A 23,637-nucleotide genomic window follows, 5' to 3' on the forward strand; every position below is an offset into this window, starting at 1 on the left:
GCATGCTGACCACCCAGCGGATCATGCTCTGGGTCATGGCGGCCACCCTGCCCGGCCTGCTGGCGCTCATCCACTTCTTCGGATGGGGCGTGCTGATCAACGTGCTCTGGTGCATGGGCATTGCCATGGCCACCGAGGCCCTGATCCTCTGGATTCGCGCCCGCCCGGTCCAGCACACCCTCATGGACGGCAGTGCCGCGCTGACCGGCCTGCTTCTGGGCCTGTCCCTGCCGCCACTGCTGCCCTGGTGGATCGCGCTGGTGGCCACCGCCAGTGCCATCATCCTGGCCAAGCACCTCTATGGCGGGCTCGGAAGCAACCTGTTCAACCCCGCCATGGTGGGCTACGCCCTGGTTCTGGTGAGCTTCCCGGAAGCCATGAGCACGCGCTGGGCGCTGCCGCTGTCACTGCAGGAGACACCGCTCAGCCTCCTGGACAGCCTGTCCGTGTTCACCGGCCTGGGTTCGACCTCCGTGGACGCCTTCACCGGCGCCACGCCCCTGGATGACTACAAGCATGCCATTGACGGTGCCATCGCCAGCCAGGTTACCACCGCGCCCATCTACGGCGATCGGGTCGCCCTGGGCTGGGAATGGGTCAACCTGGGCTTTCTTGCCGGTGGCCTGCTGTTGATCCAGCGCCGGATCATCACCTGGCACATTCCGGTCAGTCTGCTCGGGGCATTGACCATCATGGCCCTGCTGTTCGGTTATGACCCGGACCAGTCCGTGCCCCTGAGCCTGCACCTGCTGGCCGGCGGCACCATGCTGGGCGCCTTCTTCATCGCCACCGACCCGGTCTCGGCCGCCACCTCCAACCGCGGCAAGCTCTGGTACGGCGCCGGCATTGGTGTGCTGCTCTACACCATCCGAGCCTGGGGCAGTTACCCGGACGCAGTCGCCTTCGCCGTGCTGCTGATGAACCTGGCCGTGCCCTTCCTGGACTATTACACCCGGCCGCGGACACGAGGCCATAAACGTGCGGGGCGGGGGGTGCCGTCATGAGCGAGGCACTCCAGGCCATCCAGCGCAATGCCCTGGGACTGGGCCTGTTCGCGGCCCTGACGGCCGGGGCCATTGGCGTCACCCAGATCCTCACCGCCGAGCGCATCGAGCAGCAGCGCGAACTGGCGACCGCAAGGGCCCGCGCTGCCGTGCTGCCGGACGATGTGTCCCTGACAGCCGGGGCCACCCGTCCGATCACTCTGCCACGGAACGACGTGACCGGTATCCGTGGAGGCGCCGAGGCCATACGGGTCACTCCCGGCGACGCCGATCCCATCCTGATCCTTCCGGTCACGGCACCGGATGGTTACTCCGGCCGCATCGAGCTGATCCTCGGCATCCGGGCAGATGGGACGCTCACGGGCGTACGCGCCACCGATCACCACGAGACCCCGGGGCTGGGCGATGCCATCGAAGTGGCGAAGAGCAACTGGATACTGGATTTCAATGGCCGCTCACTGGACAATCCAAACCCTGAACAATGGCGCGTTGGCCAGAATGGTGCCTTTGATGCCCTGAGCGGAGCCACCATCACCAGCCGCGCCGTCGTGGATGCCGTCAAACGCGGGCTTACATTCACGGCCGCGCATCACGACCGTCTGTTCAACAGCGAAGGCGGGGAAACGGGAGCCGGAACACCATGAGTACAGGTGCCAACCAGATCATCCGAGACGGCCTCTGGCACAACAACCCGGCGCTGGTGCAGTTGCTGGGCCTGTGCCCTCTGCTGGCGGTCACCAACACGGTGGTCAATGCCATTGGCCTGGGCCTGGCCACGCTGATGGTGGTCACCGGCTCCAACATGGCGGTGTCGCTTATCCGCAACCGGGTAACCGACTCCATGCGCCTGCCCGCCTTCGTGATGATCATCGCCGCCCTGGTGACCTGTACCGAGCTGATCATGCAGGCCTATGCCTATCGGCTCTACCAGATCCTGGGCATCTTCATTCCCCTTATCGTCACCAACTGCGCCATCCTGGGCCGAGCCGAGGCCTTCGCCAGCCGTAACCCCCTGCCCAAGGCAACCCTGGATGGCCTGATGACCGGACTCGGGTTTCTCGCCGTCCTGGTGCTCCTGGGGGGAATGCGCGAACTGGTGGGCTACGGCACGCTTCTGGCGGACGCCCACCTGCTCTTCGGCGAGGCCGCCCGGGGCTGGACACTGACGGTCTTCCCGGACTACCGGCAGGCGCTGATCGCCGTTCTTCCCCCCGGTGCCTTCATCGGCCTGGGCCTGATCATCGCACTCCGGAACCGCATCGATCACCATATCCAGCAACAGCAGCAGGCCCGCCAGGCGCCCGTGGAAAGCGGGCACAAGCGGGTCCGCGTAACGGGGACATTCTCATGAACGACGCCAAGCGTGAAGCCATCTTCGCCCGCCTTAAGGAAGCCAACCCCGCGCCCACCACGGAGCTGAACTTCAGCTCCCCGTTTGAGCTGCTGGTGGCCGTAACGCTTTCCGCCCAGGCCACTGACGTAGGCGTTAACAAGGCAACGGCGAAACTGTTCCCCGTCGCCAACACGCCGGAGGCGATCCTGGAACTGGGGGAAGAGGGCCTGAAGGAGTACATCAAGACCATCGGGCTCTACAACAGCAAGGCCACGAACATCATCAAGGCCTGCCGGATGCTGGTTGATAAGCACGATTCGCAGGTACCACAGACCCGCAAGGAGCTGGAGGCGTTACCCGGCGTGGGCCGCAAGACCGCCAACGTGATCCTGAATACCGCCTTTGATCAGCCCACCATGGCGGTGGACACGCACATCTACCGGGTTGCGAACCGGACCGGCATTGCGCCGGGGAAAAACGTGCGGGAGGTTGAAGACAAGCTGATGAAGCGCGTCCCGAAGGCGTACCTCAAGGACGCGCATCACTGGCTGATCCTCCATGGCCGCTACACCTGCCTGGCCCGCAAGCCACGCTGCGGCAGCTGCGTCATCGAGGATCTGTGCGAGTACAAGGAGAAAGCGGTGGATTAACCTTCGCCGCCCAGCATCGCGGTCTTCACGCTTTCCTGTGCGGGTTCCTTGCCGAGCCAGATGCCGAACACCGCCTTCTTGAACTCGAGACCACCATCAACGGTACCGATGCGCTCATCGTTCTTGTAGCCGACGATGCCCTCACCGGGTACGTAGGCGATCTTGAACTGGTCGCCTTCCTTGATCTCTTCCTCGAACAGCCCCAGGAAGTCGTCAATCTCGGCCTTGATCGGCTCGATGTTGCCATTGGTCGAGCTGTGGAAGCCTTCCATTGTGGCCTCCGTCATGTTCTCGCTGTCGATCATGCCGGAAATGATGTCGAGCTGGATGACCATGGGCTTGTCTGACTCAACGATCGCCATGGGATCGTCCATCTTCTCCGGCAGGTAGAGGCCGCCCACGTACAGGCTCATAAACCACTTGGAGCGCACACCCGCGCCATTGAGCGTCAGGTCGTTGCCCTCCACATTGATGGTGCCGGGCAGCTCAACCCCACCAACCGTCATACCCTCTGCCTGGACCGGCAGCGTCAGTGCGCACAGCAGGACAAAGGCAAGCGAAAGCATAGATTTCATTGAAAGATCCCCTTTCTTTTTCTGTTACGGATTTCGGGTGATGCCGGGCAATCCCTCGCGCCCGGCGGCCACAACGCAGGACCGAGGGGAGCATAGCATCGTCAATCCGCGTTAAATGTCCATCAGTTCTCAACGCGTTGGCATTTTTGGCCACAAGATCCGGACGCCAGGGCAAGTTTCACATTGGATGCCCGACCAAGGGGCATCCACCAAATGCACTTCTAATAGTCAGGTGCACTCATAGAATGTCAGGTCCCCGCTTTCCTGAGGCGACCCGTATTGCATCATCAACAGGCAGGACAAAAATCTTGCCGTCATGACGCAAGCCTGTATGCGCGGCTTCTCTCAAAGTCTCGACAACCTTCTCAACAAGCTCATCACTGCAGAACGTCTCAAGACGACCAACCCCCCTGAAATCATGAATCATCTCCGGGCTCGGTTCCCGCTCGTTGGCTGCCTCGCGCCGCCCGAACCCTTCCGCGTGAATAACGGTGACGCCGGAAAGGCCGTCAATGCCCCGAAGGGCATTGGCGACCGGCTCAATCCGATCCTCTTTAATGAATGCTTCAATTTTTTTCATCGCTTTTCCTCCCAGTATCAGCCCTCGTCAACTTCAACACGAGCCGAGAACCACTTATAGAGCGCCGGCAGCACCAACAAGGTCAGCACTGTCGATGTTACCAGCCCACCAACCACGACGGCTGCCAGCGGACGCTGCACTTCGCTACCCGTTCCGGTCGCGAACAACAGTGGGAAAAGGCCCAGGGAACTGGTAACGGCTGTCATCAGGACTGGCCGAACACGCAATTTGGCGCCACGTATTGATGCCTCATCCACAGGCACGCCAGACCTGACCAGTTGGTTCAGGTAGGTGACCAGGACCATCCCGTTCTCCAATGCAATCCCGAACAGGGCGATGAAGCCCACCGAGGCCGGAACCGAAAGATTCAGTCCGCCAAGCCAGAGGGCTGCTATACCGCCCACCAGGGCAAGCGGGATATTGAGCAGAATCAGTGCCGTATTGCGGATCGAACCGAAGCTCATATAAAGCAACAGGCAGATCAGTGCCAACGTAATCGGGATCACGACAGCAAAGCGGGCATTGGCCTTCTGCTGCAGCTCAAACTGCCCCCCCCAGTCCAGGCGATACCCGGAGGGAATCTCTACCTGTTGGTCGATTTGCTTTTTGGCTGCCTCAACAAAGCCGCCCATATCCCGGTTGACCACATTGGCCTGTACCGTGATGTATCGTTGGGCATCCTCGCGGCTGATCTGCCGTGGCCCCTCAATGGACTCGATCGTTGCCAGCTGACTCAGCGGTACCTCCTGCCCACCTGGCGCCTCAACGAGAATATTGCCAATGGATTCTGCATCATCCCGGAATTGCTCCTGATAGCGCACGTAGATATCAAACCGGCGCACACCGTCATAGACCTGGCCGGCTGTCGTGCCGCCCACGGCATTCCGGATCACATGCTGCACCGTCTGAAGGTCGATGCCGTAGCGCCCCAGGGCCTCACGGTCTGGCCTGATACGCAGCTGGGGTGCCCCGGTGACCTGCTCTGCCTGGACGTCAGCCGCACCGGGAACCTCACGTACCACACTGGCAATCCTGTCAGCCTTATCCTTGAGGATACCGAGATCGTCTCCATACAGCTTTATGGCAAGCTCCGACTTGACGCCCCCCACCAGTTCATCCACTGACAGCTGGATTGGCTGCGTCATATTGGTCATGATGCCGGGCATGCCCTTGAGCTTTTTACGGATCGCTTCTTCAATATCGGCCTGCGACTCGTAGCCGTATTGGCTCCACTGGCTTCGATCCTCCAGTACAACCAGCGAATGGACACTGTTGATCGGGTCAGCATGAGCGCCAACTTCGCCCCGACCAATCCGACTGACGGTCTTCTTCACCCCGGGGACGGACAGTATCCGTTTTTCCGCGAGCATCGTCTGACGCTTGGCCTCACTCAGTGAAATGGAGGGAGCCAACGTCAGATTCACGATCAGATCTCCCTCATTGAGCTTGGGGCGGAACTCGGACCCCAGTTGCGGGAAAATGGCAGCCCCCGCAGCCAGCAGGACAAGCGCCAGCGTCACCGCCGCAAATCGCTTGCGGACGAAGAACCGAACCATTGGGAGATAAGGCACCAGGATCCAGCGCACCAGAGGCGATTCCTTCGATTCCCCGTCTCCCTTGTCAGCGCGTGGGCGCCGCATCAGGAGATCACTCAGAACCGGTGTCTGGAAAAGGGCGTAGATCAGTGACCCGAACATGGCCAGTGCGACGGTGTAGGCGAGAGGCCGGAAGGTCTTACCCTCAACGCCGGTCAGGGTAAACAGGGGGATAAAGACAATCACGATAATCGCAATCGCGAACAGGATAGGCTGGGCGACTTCGCGACAGGCTCGACCCACTACATGAATGCGGGGCTCTTCAGGGGAGGACTCACGAAGATGTCGGTCGATGTTCTCTACCATCACGATCGTACCGTCCACCATCAGGCCAATGGCAATGGCAAGCCCACCGAGACTCATGAGGTTCGCTGAGATATCGAAGTAATACATCCCGACCACGGCAAACAGGACCGAGAACGGAATAGCCGTGGCAACGACCACACTGGGACGGATGCCCCCCATGAACACGAGCAGTACAGCCACGACCAAGCCAATGCCCTGAAGCAATGCATTGGTTACGGTATCGACACTGTTCTGAACCAGCGTCTTCTGTTCATAGTAGGGAACAATCCTGACACCTTCCGGCAGACTCTTCTGAATCTTCTCCAGCCGCTTTTCAACGCGTTCAATGACGCCAGACGTATTCGTACCATAGAGCTTCACGACCATCCCGGAGACGACTTCTTGTTCGCCGTTCAGGGTCTGCATCCCTTGCCGGACCTTACCGCCGATTTCAATGGTCGCAACATCACGAAGATGGACCGGATTGCCCTCATGGGTTTTAACGGTAATCGACTCCAGATCCTCAATGCTCTGGGCAAGCCCTTCAGAGCGGATTACGAACTGTTCGCCATTCTTCTCCAGGTACTGGGCGCCCACGTTCAGGTTGTTGGATTCAACACGTTCAATAACATCCTTCAGAGTCAGGTCGTAACGCTGGAGTGCATTGGCGTTGGCGTTGACCTGAAACTGTTTCTGGAAGCCACCAATCCCCAGAACCTCGGTAACCCCCTTTACGGTCTCCATCTGGGGCTTGACAACCCAGTCCTGAATGGTCCGGAGCTCGGTCAGGTTGTATTCGTCCCTCGGCGCATCAAGGTAGTAGTAGAGCACCAGCCCCTGCCCCGTGGCGATGGGCCCCATCTGTGGGGAACCGAAGCCGTCGGGAATGGCCTCCTTCGCTTTCGGCAGGCGCTCTCCCACCACCTGGCGGGCAAAGTAGATGTCCGTCTCATCCTCGAAATAGATACTGACCACAGACAATCCGAAGTTGGATACACTCCGGATCTCGCGCACATTGGGAAGGCCAGTCATCGCCCGCTCAACCGGGTAGGTTACGTACTTTTCCACCTCAGTCGGGGCGAGACCCGCGGTGGGTGTGAACACCTGAACCAGTTTGGGTGACACATCGGGAACGGCCTCGACACCCAGCCGCTCCCAACTCCAGATTCCACCCCCCAGCAACATGAGAGCAAAGACCACCATCAAGAGGCGGTTCCTCAACGCCAGATCAATAAATCGTTCAATCATCAAATAATTCCTTTAACCGCGACCATCGAGAGCCAGGTCAATGCGAGTGGCCTGCGTTTTTAAGCTTATCCCGACCGAACTCTGCCTTAACGGTGAAGGTGTTCACCGCGGCATAACGCTCACCACTGGCGAGTCCTTCCAGGATTTCAACCTTGCCGTCGGCCTCACGCCCCAGTTTCACTGGACTCGCCCTGAACCCCTTCTCGGTACGGATGAACACAGTGGGCTGACCATCCATGTTCTGTACCGCGCTCTTGGGTACAGCAACCTCTGCATCAACGGTATCCAGCGTTACCGCGCCCGTGATGAACTGACCGGGGTACCACTGTCCCGAGGCGTTATCCAGTACCACGCGGGCTTTCGCTGAACGGGTGGATTCATGCATCAACGGTGTGACATAGGTAATGGGACTGGTCGCGGACGCATTCGAATCGGTCGCCTTGACCGTGACACTCTGGCCGGGTCTGACATCATCAATGCTCTGGGGAAAGATACTGATCCGGCCCCAGACCTGCTCACGACTGGCAATCACGAAGGGAGAATCCCCGGAGGAACGGGCATCCACTCTTTCACCACGAGTGAGGTGCCGCTCAATGATCGTGCCGTTCACGGGCGCAGTCAGTTCATAGCGGGCCAGACTGTCATTGCCCTCAAGGTCCAGCGCCTCGATACCCTGTGCCGTCATACCCAGGGTGCGAAGCTCGCGACGCGCCAGCTCCACCTTGACCTGCGCATCGCTGAGTGCCTGGCGGCTTTCCTGAAGTTCTGCCTCGGATGCAATCTGATCTTCCGCCAGGCGTTGCTTGCGCTCAAACGTGGCTCGAGCCAGTTCAAGGCTGGCCTTGGCGGAGAGATAGTCCGAGCGTACCCGGGCCAACTCCCGACTTGAGAGAACCGCCAGAACCTCACCTTTTTCAACCTTCTCACCACTCTGCTTAAGCAGTTCTTCAGCACGCCCCGATACACGGGCTGTCACATGGGTGATTAAGTTTTCATCAAAAACGATCTCCCCCGGAAACGTCCGCTTGAGTGCCAGTTTGTCCGGACCGGCCTCACGAATCTCGACTCCGAATTCACGGATCACCTTATCCGAGAGGACCAGTTCCCGATTGCCGTGATCGCCTGTATGCTCTCCTTCCGAAGCGCTTCCGTGATCACCTTCACCGGAAGGCTCGCCGCCCTCCTTGTGGCCTGATCCGCCATGGTCATCATGACCTTCGCCGTCTTTGTGGCCCGACTCACTGTGACCGTCATGGCCCTGCTCCTCCTGAGCATGGTTTTCATGGCCTTTTTCACTGTGCCCTGTTTGCGAGGCATTCTGTTCCTGACCATTGCCACACGCGGTCAGCAATACGGCCAGCATCAGTATCATGAGCGTTTTCCAGTGGTTCATTACAACGACTCCCCAGGGGCCAGACCGGCCGCCTCTTTCAATTCCAGTTTCGCCAGACGTGCGTCCAACAGCAGATCCTCGCGCGTGCGTTCGGCCTGCCAGACGGATTGGGTGGCATCGATAAGCTCCGTGAGCGTGACGTTGCCGGCGCGATAGCCCTGCTCGCTCTGCCTGAGGACCTTGCGTGAGGGTTCAAGTATCTGTTGCTCATGGCGCTCCAGGCGCGTCATCAAACGGCTGAGTGACGCATACGCCGTCGCTAGCTGTCGCTCAAGGTCACGACGCCGATCCCTCATGGTCTGCTGAGCCTGATCAGCTCTGCCTCGGGCAGCCGCTTCACGCCCTCCATAAGTTGTCCAAAGCGGAACCTCCAGACCCAGCCCTACCGCGTAGGCGTTCTCCTCTTCACCTCGCAGTGCAAACCGCTTGTGACTGAACGTCAGGTTCAGGTCCGGAATACGCGACGCACTCGCCTCGCGCGCACGCGCCCTCGCGGACTCGGTTTGCTGGCGTGCCTGTTGAAGTGCCGGGTGGCTCGTAAGCCTGGACTTCAGAGCCATCAGTCCAGGTACCTCTCTCAACGCCAGAGCGCTACTCAGCTGAAGGTCATCAGTGTTTTCGATATCAAGCAGGTTCCGGAAGCGCTCCTGTACCATTGCCTGGTGCCGACGGGCGTCGGACAGCGTAGCTTCCGCCTTCGCGGCCAACACCGAAAGGCGGCTGGCTTCGCGAACCGCGATATCCCCGCTGTCCGCACGCTTCTGGGCAATGCGCTCGAAACGATCCGCTTGCTGCGTCTGGCGCTTTGCAATGGTCATCTGTGCGTTGGCGTGCTCCAAACGCTGATACAGTTGAGCTGCATCGTGAGCAACGGCAAGCGATGCACTGGTCACACCGGAACGCGCCGCCGAAACGGACTCTTTCGCAGCGTCGGCATCCGCCATCGTGCGACCGCCAATGGGAATGGGCTGCATCAGCTGTACGTTCTGAACGCGGATGTCGTTGGTCTGCAGTTCCTGCCCAAGCGCATCGCCCGCCGAAACACTCAGGGTAGGGTTCGGCCAAACGCCGGATTCCTCGTACTCACCCTTTTCACTGGCAAGGGCTGCCTTTTCACGTTCAATGAGGGGCGAGACGGACTGCGCCCGCTCAATGCTCTGCTGCAATGTCCAGGTTCCGGCATAGACACGGCCCGCTGCTACCAGCGTGAGGGCGGCGATCACTGCCCAGGGGAAACGCCTGACATTGCAGACACACTTCACCATGTGCCGCATGGGTTTTCTCCAATACGCAATCATTCATATGGCATGCGGAAAACGCATACCGCGGACTGGATTTGTTCAGGCGTGGGGTGGATCGCGGGGTTGAGGAAGGGTGTAGCGTGGTGGTGGCTGAGGTGCCTGTACGAGCTGCGAGCCCACGTCGACCGGGGCTGCGGTGAAAAGGATAGGTTGTGGCCAATGATTAACTAACAGTTCAACAGACCAGTCGCCAGACTGCTCCCGGCTTACCGACTCCGTATCAAGGCCATTCTGGTCCCCATGCAGCTCATGGGAGAAATCCGCGTGGATCGTGCCCGAGTCGGAGAGTCCGTAATCTCCCAACTGATGGAAGTGAAGTCCAGCCCCCAGCAACAGCTGCGCCACGAATAGAACCGCCAGAACTACGCTGAGCCGACGACCTAATCGCTGATTGTTCACGAACATTGAGGTTGCTCGCAGATGCATCGGCTTTCGTTACCTTCGAGGACTACAATACGGTGTGACTGTTTTAAAGCCAAAAAGAGACTACCACAGAAAGAACCAATCACAATACTCAGCGTACTAGACCAGCACAAATCCTGAATAGATCACTCCTGCCCATGATAACGGCATAATTGATGATCACTGAGCACTTCAATAATACGGCATTCCCCAACTCTGTCGCCCTGACACTGCAGAATCATGCGATGCAACTCTTCACGTAGCGAAGAAAGGCGCGCCAGCTTTGTTTCAACCTCCTGAAGGTGACGTTGGGCCAAGCTGTCAACATGGTCACAGGGCATATCGGGCCGGTCGGACATGTCGAGCAGCTCCCGGATTGATTCCACGGTGAATCCAAAATCACGGGCATGGCGGATAAACGTCAGTCGCCTGACGGCAGCTTCCGTGTAGCGCCGCTGGTTGCCGGCATTACGCTCGGGTGGCGGCATCAGGCCGATCTGCTCATAGTAGCGGATCGTCTGGACCTTACAGTGGGTACGCTTGGCCAGCGCACCAATGGACAGGCTCGAAGTGTCCTGGCTCCTCATACATATCCCATGGCTTGAACCTCTAGTGGCTTTAGGGAATATCCTGCTCGTCAGTACTCATGAACGCAATGCGCTGGAGGATTTCGATGAGCAATCAATCACAGAGCGCGACCGGCGGTGAACACCAGCGTTTCCGGGTGGAAGGCATGGACTGTGGTGGCTGCGAGCGCAAGGTTGAAGCCGCCATCGCGAGGCTTGACGATGTAGCGGAGGTCAACGCCAACGCCAGCGTGGGGACCGTCGACGTCGTCACCCGAGAAGGCGTTATTGCTTCCTCTCAGGCCATAGAGCGGGCCATTCGTGACCTCGGCTACTCGTTGGCTTCCGAGGGTAATGCAGATGGGTCAGTAGCAAAAGCCGCTCCCGACACCTGGTGGCAGACCCCCAAAGGGAAGCTGGTACTCGCCACTGGCGCCTTGCTGGTTGCGGCCCTCGCTCTTCACTTAATCTGGCCGGCCCTGGGCAGTGGGCCGTTTGTCGTTGTTACGCTGGTAGGGCTGGTTCCCATCGCCCAGGCGGCCTGGCGTGCGCTGCGCGTGGGTCAGCCCTTCACGATCGAGATGCTGATGACCATCGCCGCCGGCGGGGCGCTGCTCATTGATGCCGCAGCCGAGTCCGCTGTCGTGGTCTTCCTGTTTGCCGTTGGCGAGCTTCTAGAGGGCGTGGCTTCGGCCCGCGCACGCCGCAGTATTTCCGCGCTCGCTGACCTTACCCCTTCGACAGCCCAATTGCTTGAGGAGGGGCAGCATCGTGAAGTCTCCGCCAGCACCCTGAAGCCCGGCCAATGGGTACTGGTGCGCCCCGGCGACCGGGTGCCCTGCGATGGGACGATTGTTGAAGGGGGTTCCCACCTGGACGAATCGCCGATCAACGGTGAGTCGGAGCCACGCTACAGGAAGATTGAAGAGGGGGTTTTTGCCGGAACCATCAACCTCGACGGGGTGCTCAGGGTAGAGGTGACGCGCGGCGCGGAGGACAACACCATCGCTCGGATCATCCGTCTCGTGGAAGATGCCCAGGCGGCGAAGGCCCCGGTGGCACGGTTCATTGACCGGTTCGCCCAGTGGTATATGCCTGCGGTCGTTGCCATTGCCGTTCTGATGGCAACCGTTCCACCCTTTGCCTTGGGCATGACCTGGTCCGAATCGGTCTATCGCGCGCTGGCATTGCTATTGGTCGCCTGCCCCTGTGCCCTTGTCATCTCCACACCGTCGGCCATCGCCGCCGGTCTCTCCAGCGCGGCTCGCCGGGGGCTGCTGATCAAGGGTGGCGCCGTGCTGGAAACCCTCGGCAAACTCAAGACAATCGGCCTGGACAAAACCGGCACCCTGACCGCAGGCACGCCACAGGTGACTGATATTGAGGTCTGGGCCGATGCAGATGACGAATCGGCAGTGCTGCGCGAAGCTGCCGCGCTCGAACAGGAATCCAGCCATCCAATTGCAACCGCAATCGTGGCCCACGCGCGCGAACGGAATCTTGAAATTCCGAGTATTGAAGGGGCCCATGCCCTCTCAGGTTCCGGTGTGGCCGGCTGGCTTGCAGGCCGGTCCCTGAAACTGGTGAGTCCCCGCTCAATCGCCGGGTTGCTTGAAGCCTGGCCGCAGCATTGCTCACGACTCGAAGCCCTGGAAAACGAGGGTAAGACCCTGGCCGTGCTACTTGAAGGTGAGCAGCTATTGGGATGCATCGCATTGCGCGACGAGCCTCGCCCGGATGCCAGGGAGGGGCTGGACTCGCTTGAGCGGCTGGGTGTCAAAGCGGTGATGCTGAGTGGTGACAATGCCCGCACCGCCGCGGCAATCGGCAGGACGCTGGGCATCGAGGCCCATGGCGAGCTTATGCCCGAGGACAAGGCGCATCGACTGCGCGAGTGGCAGGCCAATGGCCGGGGTCCCGTCGGCAAGGTCGGCGACGGTATCAACGATGCGCCGGCGCTTGCCGCAGCGGATGTGGGAATCGCCATGGGTGGCGGCACCGATGTGGCGCTGGAGACCGCCGATGCCGCCCTGTTGAAAAACCGGGTCACGGGTATCGCTGAATTGATCGACCTGTCACGCGCCACGCTGCGTAACGTCAAGACGAACGTAGCGCTGGCCCTGGGGTTCAAGGCGATTTTCCTGGTGACCACAGCACTGGGCATTACCGGCCTCTGGATCGCGGTAATGGCCGATACCGGCGCCACCGTCCTGGTTACCGTGAACGCGATGCGGCTATTGGGTTATCGCTTCCAGTGAGGAGTTCAAATCAAACATAAACTCTTCTCTGGAAATGGGAAACCAAAGCTTCTTTTACACAGGTAATCTCTGACCACAATAATCCCTTAAACGACTAAATCAGACTGGAGCAAAAAATGGCCCATGATCATTCAGCAGGAGACCGGCGGGTCGGCATCGCGATTGTAGGCAACTTTTTACTGACTCTTGCTCAAGTTGTCGGAGGCATCCTCTCTGGCAGCCTTGCCCTTATCGCCGATGCCCTGCATAACTTCTCGGACATGGCCTCAATGGTTATAGCGCTGGTGGCACGACGCATTGCAAGGCGGCCGGCGGATCCAGCCATGACCTTCGGCTACGGTCGGGTGGAAACCGTGGCGGCACTGGTCAACTACACATCCCTCATCCTGATCGGGCTTTACCTGGGGTTTGAAGGCATCATGCGCCTTCTGGATCCCACCGAAGTCGCCGGCATGGCGGTCATTGCTCTCGGGGTGCTGGCACTGGTTGTGGACACACTCACCACCGTCCTCACCGGGTCCATCCAGCACGGCGGTTCCAACATCCGCGCCCTTTTCCTTCATAACCTCAGTGACGCGCTGACCTCGGTCGCAGTTGTAGTCAGCGGGGTGCTCATCGTGCTGTACGACTGGCGACTGATTGATCCACTGATCACTCTACTGATTTCAGGCTACATACTCTGGCTTTCCGCCAACGAGGTTGGTGGTGTCATTCGTGTTCTCATGCTGGGCAGCCCACCAGACATCGACACGGATGCAGTACTCGATTGCATCCGTGAATTCGATGGTGTCGAGGGCGTGCACCATGCCCATTTCTGGCTGATGGAAGAAAATGCGGCGGCTCTGGATACCCACATCGTCGTCGTTGATTCGCTCTGGAAAGAACAGCACGCGCTCAAGGAAAAGATCAGGCGCGAGCTGGACAGCCGCTTCGGCATTCAGCACACGACGCTCGAGCTGGAGCCGTCGAATCAGCAGCACGAAGGCGCTAGTCTCTTCGGCAGAGATTGAAGGAAACCGCCCGCGAGCGCGGGCGGCGAAGGGCGTCAGGCCTCGAAGAGCATATCCCCGGAAAGGCCTTCCTTCTCAAGGATTTCACGCAGGCGACGCAGAGCTTCCACCTGGATCTGGCGGACCCGCTCGCGGGTGAGCCCGATCTCCGCGCCAACCTGCTCCAGCGTCATGGTTGAATACCCCCGCAGGCCGAAGCGCCGGCACAGGACTTCCTGCTGTTTCTCGCTGAGCTGGTCGACCCACTGGCCGAGGCAGCCCTTAATGTTGTTCTCCTGCAGCAGGGCAGCCGGGTCGGCGGAACCTTCGTCCGGTACCGTGTCGAGCAGGGATTTGTCGCCATTGTGCCCGATGGGCGTATCCACGGAAGCAACCCGCTCGTTCAGGCCGAGCATCCGCTTCACATCCTTCACCGGCTTTTCGCACTTTTCAGCGATTTCCTCGGCCGTCGGCTCGTGATCCAGCTGCTGGCTGAGTTCACGGGACGCCCGCAGATAGAGGTTGAGCTCTTTCACCACATGAATCGGCAGACGGATGGTGCGGGTCTGGTTCATGATGGCCCGTTCAATGGTCTGGCGGATCCACCAGGTCGCGTAGGTGGAGAACCGGAAACCACGCTCCGGATCGAACTTTTCCACGGCCCGGATGAGACCCAGATTGCCTTCCTCGATCAGGTCCAGCAGCGTCAGGCCGCGGTTGACGTAACGCCGGGCGATTTTCACCACCAGGCGCAGATTGCTTTCGATCATGCGCCGGCGGCCGCTTTCGTCGCCATCACGTGCAAGCCGGGCGTAGTGCTTTTCCTCTTCCGGTGTGAGCAGCGGTGAAAACCCGATCTCGTTGAGATAGAGCTGTGTGGCATCCGCCTGCTGCTGGCGGCTGGTATAGCTGTAACGCGACGTTCTGGAGCGGGCACGTTCAAGCGCTGCCGCATCCCCATCCAGCTTTGTGGCTTCTTCGCTGGCGGCCACGGCCTCTTCCGGATCCATCACCGCCTCTTCCGCCGATGCATCGAGCGCTGCTTCCTGAACCATCTCTTCCGACATAGCTTTCACCCTGCGTTAACTGATCTACCCCTTGAACACTTCCGGCCTTGTTCGACTTCTTATGGGCCGCAAGTCCCGGATCAGCGACGCGGAAGGTACTGCATCGGGTTAACCGGATCGCCCCGTCTCCGTATCTCGAAGTGGAGCATGATCCTGTCGGCGCCCGAATCCCCCATCTCGGCGATGGTATCGCCCTGCCCAACGTTCTGACCCTCTTCCACCAGGATCGTCCGGTTGTGGGCATAGGCGCTGAGGAAGGTCTCGCTGTGGTTCACGATGATGAGGTTGCCGTAACCCAGCAACCCGTTCCCGGCGTAAACCACGCTGCCATCCGCAGCGGCCCTGACGGGGTCTCCCGCGTCACCTCCGATATCAACACCTTTGTTCACATCGGAGCCGTCGGATGAATATTTCGCAATAATCGGGCCAGAATGGGGCCATGCCCAATCGATTTCGGATGACGCTTCATCAGATGCCGGTAACGCATTGTTACTCCGGGAAGCCTGGGGTGACGCCCGCGTCTGGTCTGCGGGTTGCGCGGATGATCCGGACGCCCGTCCGGTTGACGATGAAGCGGTGCCGGATGATGGGGATGAAGCCGAGCCACCACCGGAGCGCCTGAAGTCATCCGGCGCCTCAACGTCGAACTGGATCACCTGACCGGGATGGATCTCATAGGGGGGCTCGATATCGTTGGCAGCCGCGAGTCTGCGGTAATCCCAGCCATAACGCATGGCGATGCTGTAAAGGGTTTCACCCTTCGAGACACGGTGATGCCCCCAGTTCACTCTGGGGTTGTAATCACTGTCGAGGAGCAGATCCGTGGAGTTGCAGCCACCAACCAGAAGCAATACCAGAACGGCCAGGAGCGGTTTTCGGATTGTTCGAATCCCGGTTCCCGCCTGGTTCCGTACAGCCTTTCTGACCGTTTTGAACTCCATCCGTACTAGAACTTTCCGCTATTGATTCTATATTTTTATTCTAAAAAAATCCTGAATATTCACGAGCCTCTGAGGAGACGCGGGTAAATTGCTCTTTTGTCAGGATAATTTTTACCCAGAATTCAGTTACCCACCCACCCCGAACTGTTACCTGTGGGAACAGTGGGCGTAACAGATCACGCAAAAGCCGTGCGTTACTTCCGACTGTCGCGTGATCCGTCTCAAGTGTATGCCCCGCACGGCCAGGCAACCAGTTACGACTTGCCACAACGACCCAACCACTCAACCAGCAGGATCAGCCCCAGCCCCAGACACGCCAGCACCAGCACCGTCCAGGTCTGGGAAGCAGCACCCGTCAGCTCCGTATAGCGCCAGGGCGCAAGATTCTCATACAGCAGTGGCTCGGCTTCCCCGCCCGAGCCGGTGCGCCAGGCCACTGCGCGCTTCCAGGGCCACAGATTGGTAAGCGAACCGACCATGAAACCGGTCAGAACCGCCAGCGTCACAGCGGGAAAGCGGGCCAGGGTCGCCGCCACCAGGCGGGCCATGGCGACCAGCCCCAGCGCGCAGCCACCGGCAAACACCGCCAGCGTTGCCAGAGCAGGCTCGCGGATGGCATCGAGGATCGGCTCGTAGAGACCGAGCAGAAGCAGGATGAAGCTGCCGGAAATACCGGGGAGAACCATCGCCGAGATGGCCACAAATCCGGCCCCAAAAGCGATCAACGGTGTCAGGGCCAGGGTGGCGGGCGTCAGCTGGGCAATGCCCCAGGCCACGAGGGTCCCCAGGCCCAGCCCCATCCCGGCAGTCAGTGACCAATGGGGAATCTGCCGCCCCACATGGAGGACTGCCCCAATGATCAGGCCGGAGAAAAAAGCACGGACCAGCATCGGATGCTCATCCAGCAGTGTCCCGATACCGTGCGCCAGGGTCACAACGCTGAAGAGAATGCCGCCCAGAAGCAGCAGGAGGAAGTTTGCGTCCATGGTCTGCCAGGCCCGGACCAGGCTGCGGTCGCGCACCAGGGTCAGCGCCGCTGCTGGGATATTGCCAAGCGCGGCCAGCAGCCGCTGATAGATACCGGTGATCAACGCCATGGTGCCGCCGGACACCCCCGGCACGATATCCGCAGCCCCCATGAGACAACCTCGCACCACAATACCGGGAGCGGACTGGGTGTGGGTCCGGTTCATCGCACCACGCCACCGAGCACGGGCACGAAGCGCACCGGCTCAATCTCCCGGCGCTCGAATTCGTCCCCGTTGCGGGTGATCAGGGTCAGCATCTGGGTATCACGGCCGAGCGGTGCCACAATGCTGCCGCCGTCCGCCAGCTGGTCGTACAGCGCTGCCGGTATATCCCCGGGCGATGCCGTCAGGATCATGCCGTCAAAGGGCGCGGCTTCCGGCCAACCCTGGCTGCCATCCCCCAGGCGCAGGTGGGCATTGCGATAACCCAGCCGCTGCAGGCGCTCCCGGGCCTGGCGATGAAGACCACCAATGCGCTCGATGCTGTAAACCTCCTTGCCGAGATACGCCAGGATGGCCGCCTGGTAGCCGGATCCGGTGCCCAGCTCAAGGATTCGCGTGGCGCCGGCAGCCAGCAGCATCTCGGTCATGCGTGCGACCACATAGGGCTGGGACAGGGTCTGCTGGTAGCCGATGGGCAGCGCCGTGTCCTCATAGGCACGGTGTGACAGCGCCTCATCCAGGAAGATGTGCCGGGGCACATTCGCGATGGCGTCCAGCACTTCCACACGCTGTATGCCTTCATCACTGAGACGCTCCACCAGCCGCATCCGGGTGCGCTGGGAGGTCATGCCGATCCCCTGGAGTTCGGTATTCATTCAGAGTCCGTCTTTCAGCCAGTCGTTCAGGTTCTGGAACGTATCATAGTGGGTCATGTCCACTTTCACCGGTGTAATGGACACGTAGCCCTCACGGATGGCGTGGAAGTCCGTACCAGGGCCGGCATCATCCTCGTCCCCGGCGGCACCGATCCACATCCGCTCGCGTCCACGCGGACAGTGGACCCGCTGGGGCAGCTCCCCCCGGCCACGATGGCCCAGGCGCGTGATCTGGAAGCCCCTGAGCTCATGCCAATCCACATCCGGTACATTCACATTGAGGACCGTTCTGGGCGGCACTGCCAGCGGATCCGGGCGCAGCAGCAGGCTGCGGACCACCCGCGCCGCCGTATCGAAACGCCAGTTACCCTGGTTGGCCAGCGAAACCGCAATCGGCGGATGATGCAGCAGACGCCCTTCAACCGCAGCAGCCACCGTCCCCGAGTAAAGGATGTCATCACCCAGGTTGGAGTGGGTATTGATACCGGAGATGACCCGGTCGAATTCAATCCCGAACATGTCCCCGATGCCCAGATGAACGCAGTCCGTGGGCGTACCGTCGATGGCCGTGAAACCACCGGGTACATCGGTCGCGGAAAGCGGCCGTGTCAGGGTCAGTGCGTTGCTGGCGCCGGAGTGATCCCGGTCCGGGGCGGCAACACGCACGTCCCCCAGGTCCTCCAGAGCGTCGTAGAGTGCCTTGAGCCCCGGGGAATAGACACCGTCGTCATTGGAAAGCAGCAATTTCATGGCGTTCGGGAACCGTCCTCCAGATCCAGAATCTCAGTCAGTACCACCGTGGCAAAGCCACCGGCAGGCAGGAAGAAATCAAAAACGGCACTGTCGCCTTCCTGCTCCAGAGCGCAGTCTAGCGGTTTCAGCGCGAGGCTGCGACGTGCCGGGCGCATGCGGGTGGCCCGCAGAAGTGCCATGAACTCCGGGTACTGCCCGGCAAATGCCAGTTCCGCCTCTGCCAGCGCCCCTTCGGCCCCGCAGCTGTCGTCACCGAACATCGGCCCTGAAGGAGAGGTTTCCGGGTCCCCCTCCCGCTGTTGCCGCCAATCGCCCGCTGCCAGTCGCCCGGCCAGCCATTCATTGAACAGCCAGCTGCGCACGGCGGACAGCAGCATGCCGGAGCGGGCCCGCTCACGCGGGCGCTTCAGGCGTTGCGGGTCCAGCTGCGCGGCAGCCTCCAGATTGGCCCCATCACGCCCAAAGCGCTGGCGTCCAAAATAGTTCGGACAGCCGCTATTTGCCAGCGCCTGCCAACGCGCGGCCAGGGCGGCACTGTCCGCCTCAAGATCCCTTACCCGGATCCGGAAGCGGTTGCCAGCCAGTTCGCCGGTGCGCAGCTTGCGGCTATGCCGGTCTACCGACAGAACCCGCCACTGCGCGGAAACAGCCTGAAGCACGTCATCCGCTCTCCCGGGCGGACAGGGCAGGCTGAACCACTGGCGGGTGACGGCATGGCGATCCTTGCGCCCCGCATAACCCACCGCAGCTGCAGGACAGCCACAGACGCGCGCCAGCCCACGGGCAACCCAATCGGTGTTGTCACCGCTTTTCTCAAGCTGGATAAGAAGGTGTTCGCCCTCACCGTCGGGAGACCACCCCAGGTTCTCAGTGACCCCGAAATCCCCCGGGTCCACACGGATGCGGCCGGTTCCGACAGGTTCTCCCCCGGCCCGCGGCCAGTCCAGGCGCCAGCCCGTCACGAGCCCCCGCCGCTGCGACGGCTTTCGACCAGACAGACCGCCTGGGCCGCAATGCCCTCGGCGCGCCCGACGAACCCCAGCCGTTCGGTCGTGGTGGCTTTCACGCTGATCCGTTCCGGGTTCACCGCCAGGTCTTCCGCGATGTTGTGGCGCATGGCATCCACATGGGGACCCATCTTCGGCGCCTGTGCCATGACTGTGGCATCAATATTGACCAGCTGGTAGCCCTGCATCCGCACCTGACGATAGACCTCGCGCAGCAGCGCACGGCTGTCCGCATCCCGCCAGCGCTGTTCGGTATCGGGAAACCAGTGGCCGATATCGCCCAGGGCGATGGCCCCCAGCAGGGCATCGCTGACGGTGTGCAGCAGCACGTCTCCATCCGAATGCGCCCGCAGTCCCTGATCATGAGGGATGACCACGCCACCGATGCGGATATGATCGCCCTCCTCAAAGGCGTGGACGTCGAACCCCTGCCCGACTCGTATCATGTTACGGCCCCTCCGGCCTGTTGCTGTTGTTCGATCAGCCATGCCGCCATGGCCAGGTCCCCCGGATGGGTCACCTTGATATTGTCCGCCCGGCCCGGTACCACGAGCGGCTTCAGGCCCAGATATTCCACCGCCGAGGCCTCATCCGTTACCGGCGCCCCGGCTGCCGCAGCCCTGAGCAGCGCCCGTTCCAGCACCCCGGCGGGAAACAGCTGGGGGGTCTGGGCCCGCCAGAGATGGCTCCGGTCCCGGGTTGCCAGCACATGGCGGGCCCCATCCACTTCCTTGATCGTATCCGTGACTGCCTGGGCCAGAAGGCCTCCGGCCTCGCTGCTGCCAACCCCTTCCATGAGGGCGTGGATATCCCCTCCTGTGATACAGGGGCGGGCGGCATCGTGCACCAGTACGGGGTGCTCCTCAGGAAGTGCCAGCGCCTGCAGAGCGCTCAGCACGGACTCGGCACGGGTGGCGCCGCCAATACAGGTACGGACGCAGTCTGCCGCCGCGCTGCGGGTAGACGCCCACCAGCCATCCCCGGCCCCCAGAGCCACCATGAGGGCTGCGCCAGGCACTGCCCGGGCCAGCCGCTCAAGGGTGACGTCGATCAGGAAGGCGTTACCGAGATACTGGTACTGCTTGGGGCGCTCGCCCCCGACACGGGCACCGACGCCCGCGGCGGGTATAACAATGGCTGGGGGGAGGCCGTCTGAGGCGGCATTGGGCGGCATGGATACGGTTCAGGGCTCCACAACCAGGAAAAAGGTCTCATCCTCGCCGATCATGCCGAGGTCGCGACGGGCGCGCTCCTCGATCGCACGGGTGCCGTCGCCGAGGTTGTTCACCTCGGCGAACAGCTCCTCGTTACGGTGACGGAGCCCGGCATTGATGGTCTTCTGCTCATCGATCTGCTCCTGCAGGGCCCAGGCGTGGGGCAGGCTGTTCTCACCCGCCCAGAGCCGGACCTGCAGCAGCAGGGTCAGCACGGCCATAATGCCCCACAACCATTTCATGCACGACGCTCCCTGACGCGTCAGGGGTGCCTCAGCCCCCCTGCCCCTTGATTTCGGTCAGACCGCGATACTCGGCCCGATCCCCGAGCTGCTCTTCAATCCGCAGCAGCTGATTGTATTTCGCCACCCGATCGGAACGACAGAGGGACCCGGTCTTGATCTGCCCGGCGCTGGTGGCCACGGCCAGATCCGCGATCGTGGTGTCCTCGGTCTCGCCCGAACGATGCGAGATAACCGCAGTATAGCCCGCATCCTGCGCCATGCGAATGGCATCCAGGGTTTCACTGAGACTGCCGATCTGGTTGAACTTCACAAGAATGGAATTCGCGACGCCCTTGTCGATGCCTTCCTTGAGGATCCGGGTATTGGTCACGAACAGGTCGTCCCCGACCAGCTGGACCTTGCTGCCCAGGCGCTCGGTCAGGGTTTTCCACCCGTCCCAGTCGCCTTCGTCCATGCCATCCTCGATGGAGACGATCGGAAAGCGGTCGCACAGGCCGGCAAGATAGTCACTGAACTCGGCGGCGTTGTACTGCTTGCCCTCGCCTTTCAGGTCGTAGACGCCATCGCTGTAGAACTCGGAGGAGGCGCAGTCGAGCGCCAGGGTGACGTCCTTGCCGAGGGTATAGCCGGCGCCTTCCACGGCTTCGCGGATGGCCTCGAGCGCAGCTTCGTTGGACGGGAGGTCCGGCGCGAAACCGCCTTCGTCGCCCACACCGGTGTTCAGGCCCTTGCTGTTGAGGACCTTCTTGAGGCTATGGAACACCTCGGCGCCGCAGCGCAAGGCTTCGCGGAAGGTCGGCGCGGACACCGGCTGGATCATGAATTCCTGGATGTCGACGTTGTTGTCCGCGTGCTCGCCGCCGTTGAGGATGTTCATCATGGGCACGGGCATGGAGAACCGGCCGGCGGCGCCGTTGATTTCGGCCATGTGTTCGTACAGGGGCTTGCCCAGGGCGGTGGCGGCGGCCTTGGCGCTGGCCAGGGATACGGCCAGGATGGCGTTGGCGCCGAGGTTCTGTTTGTTGTCGGTGCCGTCGAGCTCGAGCATGGCATTGTCGATGGCGCGCTGGTCGGCGGCATCCATACCCTTGAGGGCGCCGCGGATGCGGTCGTTCACGGCGGCGACGGCTTTCTGTACGCCTTTGCCGAGGTAGCGGTTCTTGTCCTTGTCGCGCAGTTCGAGCGCTTCCCGGGAGCCGGTGGAGGCGCCGGAGGGTGCGCAGGCGCTGCCGATCTGGCCGGATTCGAGGATCACGTCGGCTTCGACGGTGGGGTTGCCGCGGGAGTCGAGGACTTCGCGGGCCTTGATGTTGGCGATTGTTGTCATCCGTTCAACCTCTCTTATCTTTGAATCAGTCTCTGATTCAGGAAATGAAATCAAGTCTGGAAGTCATTGCAGGAGACATGTCGGGCAGTCCTGTCCGGGATACGCTGTGAATACGTCCCTGTACGCTTGTCTTCCGCCATCCATGGCTCCAGACAATCCCGGACAGGACTGCCCGACACGCCTCTTTAAACGCTCCGATCACGCCGTGTCCAAAGGATTAAATCCCTTCACGAGGTCATCCAGTTGTTTGAGTTGAGCAAGGAACGGCTCGAGTTGTTCCAGCCGAAGAGCGCACGGGCCATCGCATTTGGCCTGGTCCGGGTCCGGGTGCGCTTCCAGGAAGAGGCCGGCCAGGCCCTGTGACAGGCCGGCGCGGGCCAGTTCGGTAACCTGTTCGCGGCGGCCGCCGGCGGAGTCGGCACGGCCACCGGGCATCTGCAGGGCGTGGGTGACGTCAAAGAACACCGGCACGCCGAGTTTCTTCATGGCGCCGAAACCGAGCATGTCCACGACCAGGTTGTTGTAGCCAAAGCTGGTGCCGCGTTCGCACAGTATGACCCGCTCGTTACCGGCTTCCCCGCACTTGGTGATGATGTGGTTCATTTCGTGGGGCGCGAGGAACTGGCCTTTCTTGACGTTGATGACGGCGCCGGTCCGGGCCATGGCGACCACCAGGTCGGTCTGGCGTGACAGGAACGCGGGCAGCTGGATCACGTCGCAGACGTTCGCCGCCGGTTGCGCCTGGTGCGGTTCGTGGACGTCGGTCAGGACCGGAACGCCGTAGCGGTCGCGGATTTCCTCGAGGATGGCCAGGCCTTTTTCCAGGCCGGGGCCGCGGAATGAATGCATGGAGGAGCGGTTGGCCTTGTCGAAGGAGGCCTTGAAGACATAGGGAATGCCCAGCCGGGCGGTTACCTGGCTGTAGGCGTCCGCCACTTCCAGCGCGAGCTCCCGGGATTCCAGCACGTTCATGCCGCCGAACAGCGTGAACGGGCGGTCGTTGGCGATGCTCAGGTCAGCGATGTCGATGGTGCTATACGCCATGGTGAACGCCCTCG

At 61.2% G+C, this 23,637-nt stretch carries 23 protein-coding genes; 6 read left to right on the plus strand and 17 right to left on the minus strand.

The window, feature by feature from the left end:
• Positions 1–2 precede the first annotated feature (2 nt).
• Genes rsxD through nth form a run of 4 tightly spaced genes read left to right on the plus strand, consistent with a single transcriptional unit; the run spans position 3 to position 2,987 of the window.
• Positions 3–1,004 carry an electron transport complex subunit RsxD gene (gene rsxD, locus CK501_RS09755; RefSeq protein WP_095617520.1) on the plus strand — a complete coding sequence of 334 codons (1,002 nt, stop codon included), beginning with the start codon at positions 3–5 and terminating at the stop codon, positions 1,002–1,004.
• The gene (locus CK501_RS09760) at positions 1,001–1,648 is read left to right on the plus strand and encodes an RnfABCDGE type electron transport complex subunit G (protein ID WP_095617521.1); all 648 of its coding nucleotides are present in this window, start codon (positions 1,001–1,003) and stop codon (positions 1,646–1,648) included. Before rsxD ends, CK501_RS09760 begins: the two co-directional genes overlap by 4 nt.
• Positions 1,645–2,355 (plus strand): electron transport complex subunit E, encoded by a 711-nt coding sequence (locus CK501_RS09765; protein WP_095617522.1) that lies wholly within the window; start codon positions 1,645–1,647, stop codon positions 2,353–2,355. Before CK501_RS09760 ends, CK501_RS09765 begins: the two co-directional genes overlap by 4 nt.
• A complete protein-coding gene (gene nth, locus CK501_RS09770) occupies positions 2,352–2,987 on the plus strand; it encodes an endonuclease III (RefSeq protein ID WP_095617523.1) in 636 nt (211 codons plus the stop codon). The genes CK501_RS09765 and nth overlap by 4 nt, the downstream gene beginning before the upstream one ends.
• Here the strand turns inward: nth and CK501_RS09775 are convergent.
• The 6 genes from CK501_RS09775 to CK501_RS09800 all read right to left on the minus strand — a co-directional run bounded on the left by CK501_RS09775 (position 2,984) and on the right by CK501_RS09800 (position 10,953).
• Positions 2,984–3,562, minus strand: a complete 579-nt coding sequence (locus tag CK501_RS09775) for a chalcone isomerase family protein (protein ID WP_095617524.1) — start codon at positions 3,560–3,562, stop codon at positions 2,984–2,986. The genes nth and CK501_RS09775 overlap by 4 nt on opposite strands.
• Positions 3,563–3,800: 238 nt before the next feature.
• Positions 3,801–4,142: a P-II family nitrogen regulator gene (locus CK501_RS09780; protein WP_095617525.1), complete on the minus strand. Its 342-nt coding sequence runs from the start codon at positions 4,140–4,142 to the stop codon at positions 3,801–3,803.
• Positions 4,143–4,159: 17 nt separating this feature from the next.
• On the minus strand, positions 4,160–7,270 hold the full coding sequence (locus CK501_RS09785; protein WP_095617526.1) for an efflux RND transporter permease subunit: 3,111 nt from the start codon (positions 7,268–7,270) through the stop codon (positions 4,160–4,162).
• A gap of 37 nt (positions 7,271–7,307) precedes the next feature.
• Positions 7,308–8,663 (minus strand): efflux RND transporter periplasmic adaptor subunit, encoded by a 1,356-nt coding sequence (locus CK501_RS09790; protein WP_095617527.1) that lies wholly within the window; start codon positions 8,661–8,663, stop codon positions 7,308–7,310.
• Positions 8,663–9,937, minus strand: coding sequence for a TolC family protein (locus tag CK501_RS09795; RefSeq protein WP_158223091.1), 1,275 nt, complete (start codon positions 9,935–9,937; stop codon positions 8,663–8,665). Before CK501_RS09795 ends, CK501_RS09790 begins: the two co-directional genes overlap by 1 nt.
• Before the next feature lie 575 nt (positions 9,938–10,512).
• Positions 10,513–10,953 carry a MerR family transcriptional regulator gene (locus CK501_RS09800; protein ID WP_095617529.1) on the minus strand — a complete coding sequence of 147 codons (441 nt, stop codon included), beginning with the start codon at positions 10,951–10,953 and terminating at the stop codon, positions 10,513–10,515.
• Between the two features lie 86 nt (positions 10,954–11,039).
• Between CK501_RS09800 and CK501_RS09805 the strand changes: the two genes are divergently transcribed.
• Both CK501_RS09805 and CK501_RS09810 read left to right on the plus strand, forming a co-directional pair.
• On the plus strand, positions 11,040–13,190 hold the full coding sequence (locus CK501_RS09805; protein ID WP_095617530.1) for a heavy metal translocating P-type ATPase: 2,151 nt from the start codon (positions 11,040–11,042) through the stop codon (positions 13,188–13,190).
• Positions 13,191–13,306: 116 nt separating this feature from the next.
• On the plus strand, positions 13,307–14,200 hold the full coding sequence (locus CK501_RS09810) for a cation diffusion facilitator family transporter (RefSeq protein WP_095617531.1): 894 nt from the start codon (positions 13,307–13,309) through the stop codon (positions 14,198–14,200).
• Between the two features lie 35 nt (positions 14,201–14,235).
• Here the strand turns inward: CK501_RS09810 and rpoS are convergent, their stop codons facing one another.
• The 11 genes from rpoS to kdsA all read right to left on the minus strand — a co-directional run bounded on the left by rpoS (position 14,236) and on the right by kdsA (position 23,623).
• Entirely contained in the window at positions 14,236–15,246 is a 1,011-nt protein-coding gene (rpoS, locus tag CK501_RS09815; protein ID WP_233128881.1) for an RNA polymerase sigma factor RpoS, read from the minus strand.
• A gap of 80 nt (positions 15,247–15,326) precedes the next feature.
• Positions 15,327–16,187: a peptidoglycan DD-metalloendopeptidase family protein gene (locus tag CK501_RS09820; protein ID WP_095617532.1), complete on the minus strand. Its 861-nt coding sequence runs from the start codon at positions 16,185–16,187 to the stop codon at positions 15,327–15,329.
• Between the two features lie 254 nt (positions 16,188–16,441).
• On the minus strand, positions 16,442–17,380 hold the full coding sequence (locus CK501_RS09825) for a DUF368 domain-containing protein (RefSeq protein WP_095617533.1): 939 nt from the start codon (positions 17,378–17,380) through the stop codon (positions 16,442–16,444).
• Entirely contained in the window at positions 17,377–18,033 is a 657-nt protein-coding gene (locus CK501_RS09830; protein ID WP_095617534.1) for a protein-L-isoaspartate(D-aspartate) O-methyltransferase, read from the minus strand. The genes CK501_RS09825 and CK501_RS09830 overlap by 4 nt, the downstream gene beginning before the upstream one ends.
• Positions 18,034–18,783, minus strand: a complete 750-nt coding sequence (gene surE, locus CK501_RS09835; protein ID WP_095617535.1) for a 5'/3'-nucleotidase SurE — start codon at positions 18,781–18,783, stop codon at positions 18,034–18,036.
• Positions 18,780–19,748 (minus strand): tRNA pseudouridine(13) synthase TruD, encoded by a 969-nt coding sequence (gene truD / locus CK501_RS09840; protein WP_143421417.1) that lies wholly within the window; start codon positions 19,746–19,748, stop codon positions 18,780–18,782. Before truD ends, surE begins: the two co-directional genes overlap by 4 nt.
• Positions 19,745–20,239 carry a 2-C-methyl-D-erythritol 2,4-cyclodiphosphate synthase gene (gene ispF / locus CK501_RS09845; RefSeq protein ID WP_192497230.1) on the minus strand — a complete coding sequence of 165 codons (495 nt, stop codon included), beginning with the start codon at positions 20,237–20,239 and terminating at the stop codon, positions 19,745–19,747. The genes truD and ispF overlap by 4 nt, the downstream gene beginning before the upstream one ends.
• Positions 20,236–20,967, minus strand: a complete 732-nt coding sequence (gene ispD / locus CK501_RS09850) for a 2-C-methyl-D-erythritol 4-phosphate cytidylyltransferase (protein ID WP_095617537.1) — start codon at positions 20,965–20,967, stop codon at positions 20,236–20,238. Before ispD ends, ispF begins: the two co-directional genes overlap by 4 nt.
• A 9-nt stretch (positions 20,968–20,976) precedes the next feature.
• A complete protein-coding gene (locus tag CK501_RS09855) occupies positions 20,977–21,249 on the minus strand; it encodes a septum formation initiator family protein (protein ID WP_077530768.1) in 273 nt (90 codons plus the stop codon).
• A gap of 31 nt (positions 21,250–21,280) precedes the next feature.
• Complete coding sequence (gene eno / locus CK501_RS09860; protein ID WP_095617538.1) at positions 21,281–22,579, minus strand: phosphopyruvate hydratase; 1,299 nt, start codon at positions 22,577–22,579, stop codon at positions 21,281–21,283.
• Positions 22,580–22,777: 198 nt separating this feature from the next.
• Positions 22,778–23,623: a 3-deoxy-8-phosphooctulonate synthase gene (kdsA, locus tag CK501_RS09865; protein WP_095617539.1), complete on the minus strand. Its 846-nt coding sequence runs from the start codon at positions 23,621–23,623 to the stop codon at positions 22,778–22,780.
• Between the last annotated feature and the right edge of the window lie 14 nt (positions 23,624–23,637).

The organism is Halovibrio salipaludis, assembly GCF_002286965.1.
In the GTDB taxonomy this organism is placed as follows: domain Bacteria; phylum Pseudomonadota; class Gammaproteobacteria; order Pseudomonadales; family Oleiphilaceae; genus Halospina; species Halospina salipaludis.

Bases quoted from the DNA above. Each gene is read 5' to 3' on its own strand.
- rsxD (WP_095617520.1), top strand. From the start codon at position 3: ATGCTGACCACCCAGCGGATCATGCTCTGGGTCATGGCGGCCACCCTG.
- CK501_RS09760 (WP_095617521.1), top strand. From the start codon at position 1,001: ATGAGCGAGGCACTCCAGGCCATCCAGCGCAATGCCCTGGGACTGGGC.
- CK501_RS09765 (WP_095617522.1), top strand. From the start codon at position 1,645: ATGAGTACAGGTGCCAACCAGATCATCCGAGACGGCCTCTGGCACAAC.
- nth (WP_095617523.1), top strand. From the start codon at position 2,352: ATGAACGACGCCAAGCGTGAAGCCATCTTCGCCCGCCTTAAGGAAGCC.
- CK501_RS09775 (WP_095617524.1), bottom strand. From the start codon at position 3,562: ATGAAATCTATGCTTTCGCTTGCCTTTGTCCTGCTGTGCGCACTGACG.
- CK501_RS09780 (WP_095617525.1), bottom strand. From the start codon at position 4,142: ATGAAAAAAATTGAAGCATTCATTAAAGAGGATCGGATTGAGCCGGTC.
- CK501_RS09785 (WP_095617526.1), bottom strand. From the start codon at position 7,270: ATGATTGAACGATTTATTGATCTGGCGTTGAGGAACCGCCTCTTGATG.
- CK501_RS09790 (WP_095617527.1), bottom strand. From the start codon at position 8,663: ATGAACCACTGGAAAACGCTCATGATACTGATGCTGGCCGTATTGCTG.
- CK501_RS09795 (WP_158223091.1), bottom strand. From the start codon at position 9,937: ATGCGGCACATGGTGAAGTGTGTCTGCAATGTCAGGCGTTTCCCCTGG.
- CK501_RS09800 (WP_095617529.1), bottom strand. From the start codon at position 10,953: ATGAGGAGCCAGGACACTTCGAGCCTGTCCATTGGTGCGCTGGCCAAG.
- CK501_RS09805 (WP_095617530.1), top strand. From the start codon at position 11,040: ATGAGCAATCAATCACAGAGCGCGACCGGCGGTGAACACCAGCGTTTC.
- CK501_RS09810 (WP_095617531.1), top strand. From the start codon at position 13,307: ATGGCCCATGATCATTCAGCAGGAGACCGGCGGGTCGGCATCGCGATT.
- rpoS (WP_233128881.1), bottom strand. From the start codon at position 15,246: ATGTCGGAAGAGATGGTTCAGGAAGCAGCGCTCGATGCATCGGCGGAA.
- CK501_RS09820 (WP_095617532.1), bottom strand. From the start codon at position 16,187: ATGGAGTTCAAAACGGTCAGAAAGGCTGTACGGAACCAGGCGGGAACC.
- CK501_RS09825 (WP_095617533.1), bottom strand. From the start codon at position 17,380: ATGAACCGGACCCACACCCAGTCCGCTCCCGGTATTGTGGTGCGAGGT.
- CK501_RS09830 (WP_095617534.1), bottom strand. From the start codon at position 18,033: ATGAATACCGAACTCCAGGGGATCGGCATGACCTCCCAGCGCACCCGG.
- surE (WP_095617535.1), bottom strand. From the start codon at position 18,783: ATGAAATTGCTGCTTTCCAATGACGACGGTGTCTATTCCCCGGGGCTC.
- ispF (WP_192497230.1), bottom strand. From the start codon at position 20,239: ATGATACGAGTCGGGCAGGGGTTCGACGTCCACGCCTTTGAGGAGGGC.
- ispD (WP_095617537.1), bottom strand. From the start codon at position 20,967: ATGCCGCCCAATGCCGCCTCAGACGGCCTCCCCCCAGCCATTGTTATA.
- CK501_RS09855 (WP_077530768.1), bottom strand. From the start codon at position 21,249: ATGAAATGGTTGTGGGGCATTATGGCCGTGCTGACCCTGCTGCTGCAG.
- eno (WP_095617538.1), bottom strand. From the start codon at position 22,579: ATGACAACAATCGCCAACATCAAGGCCCGCGAAGTCCTCGACTCCCGC.
- kdsA (WP_095617539.1), bottom strand. From the start codon at position 23,623: ATGGCGTATAGCACCATCGACATCGCTGACCTGAGCATCGCCAACGAC.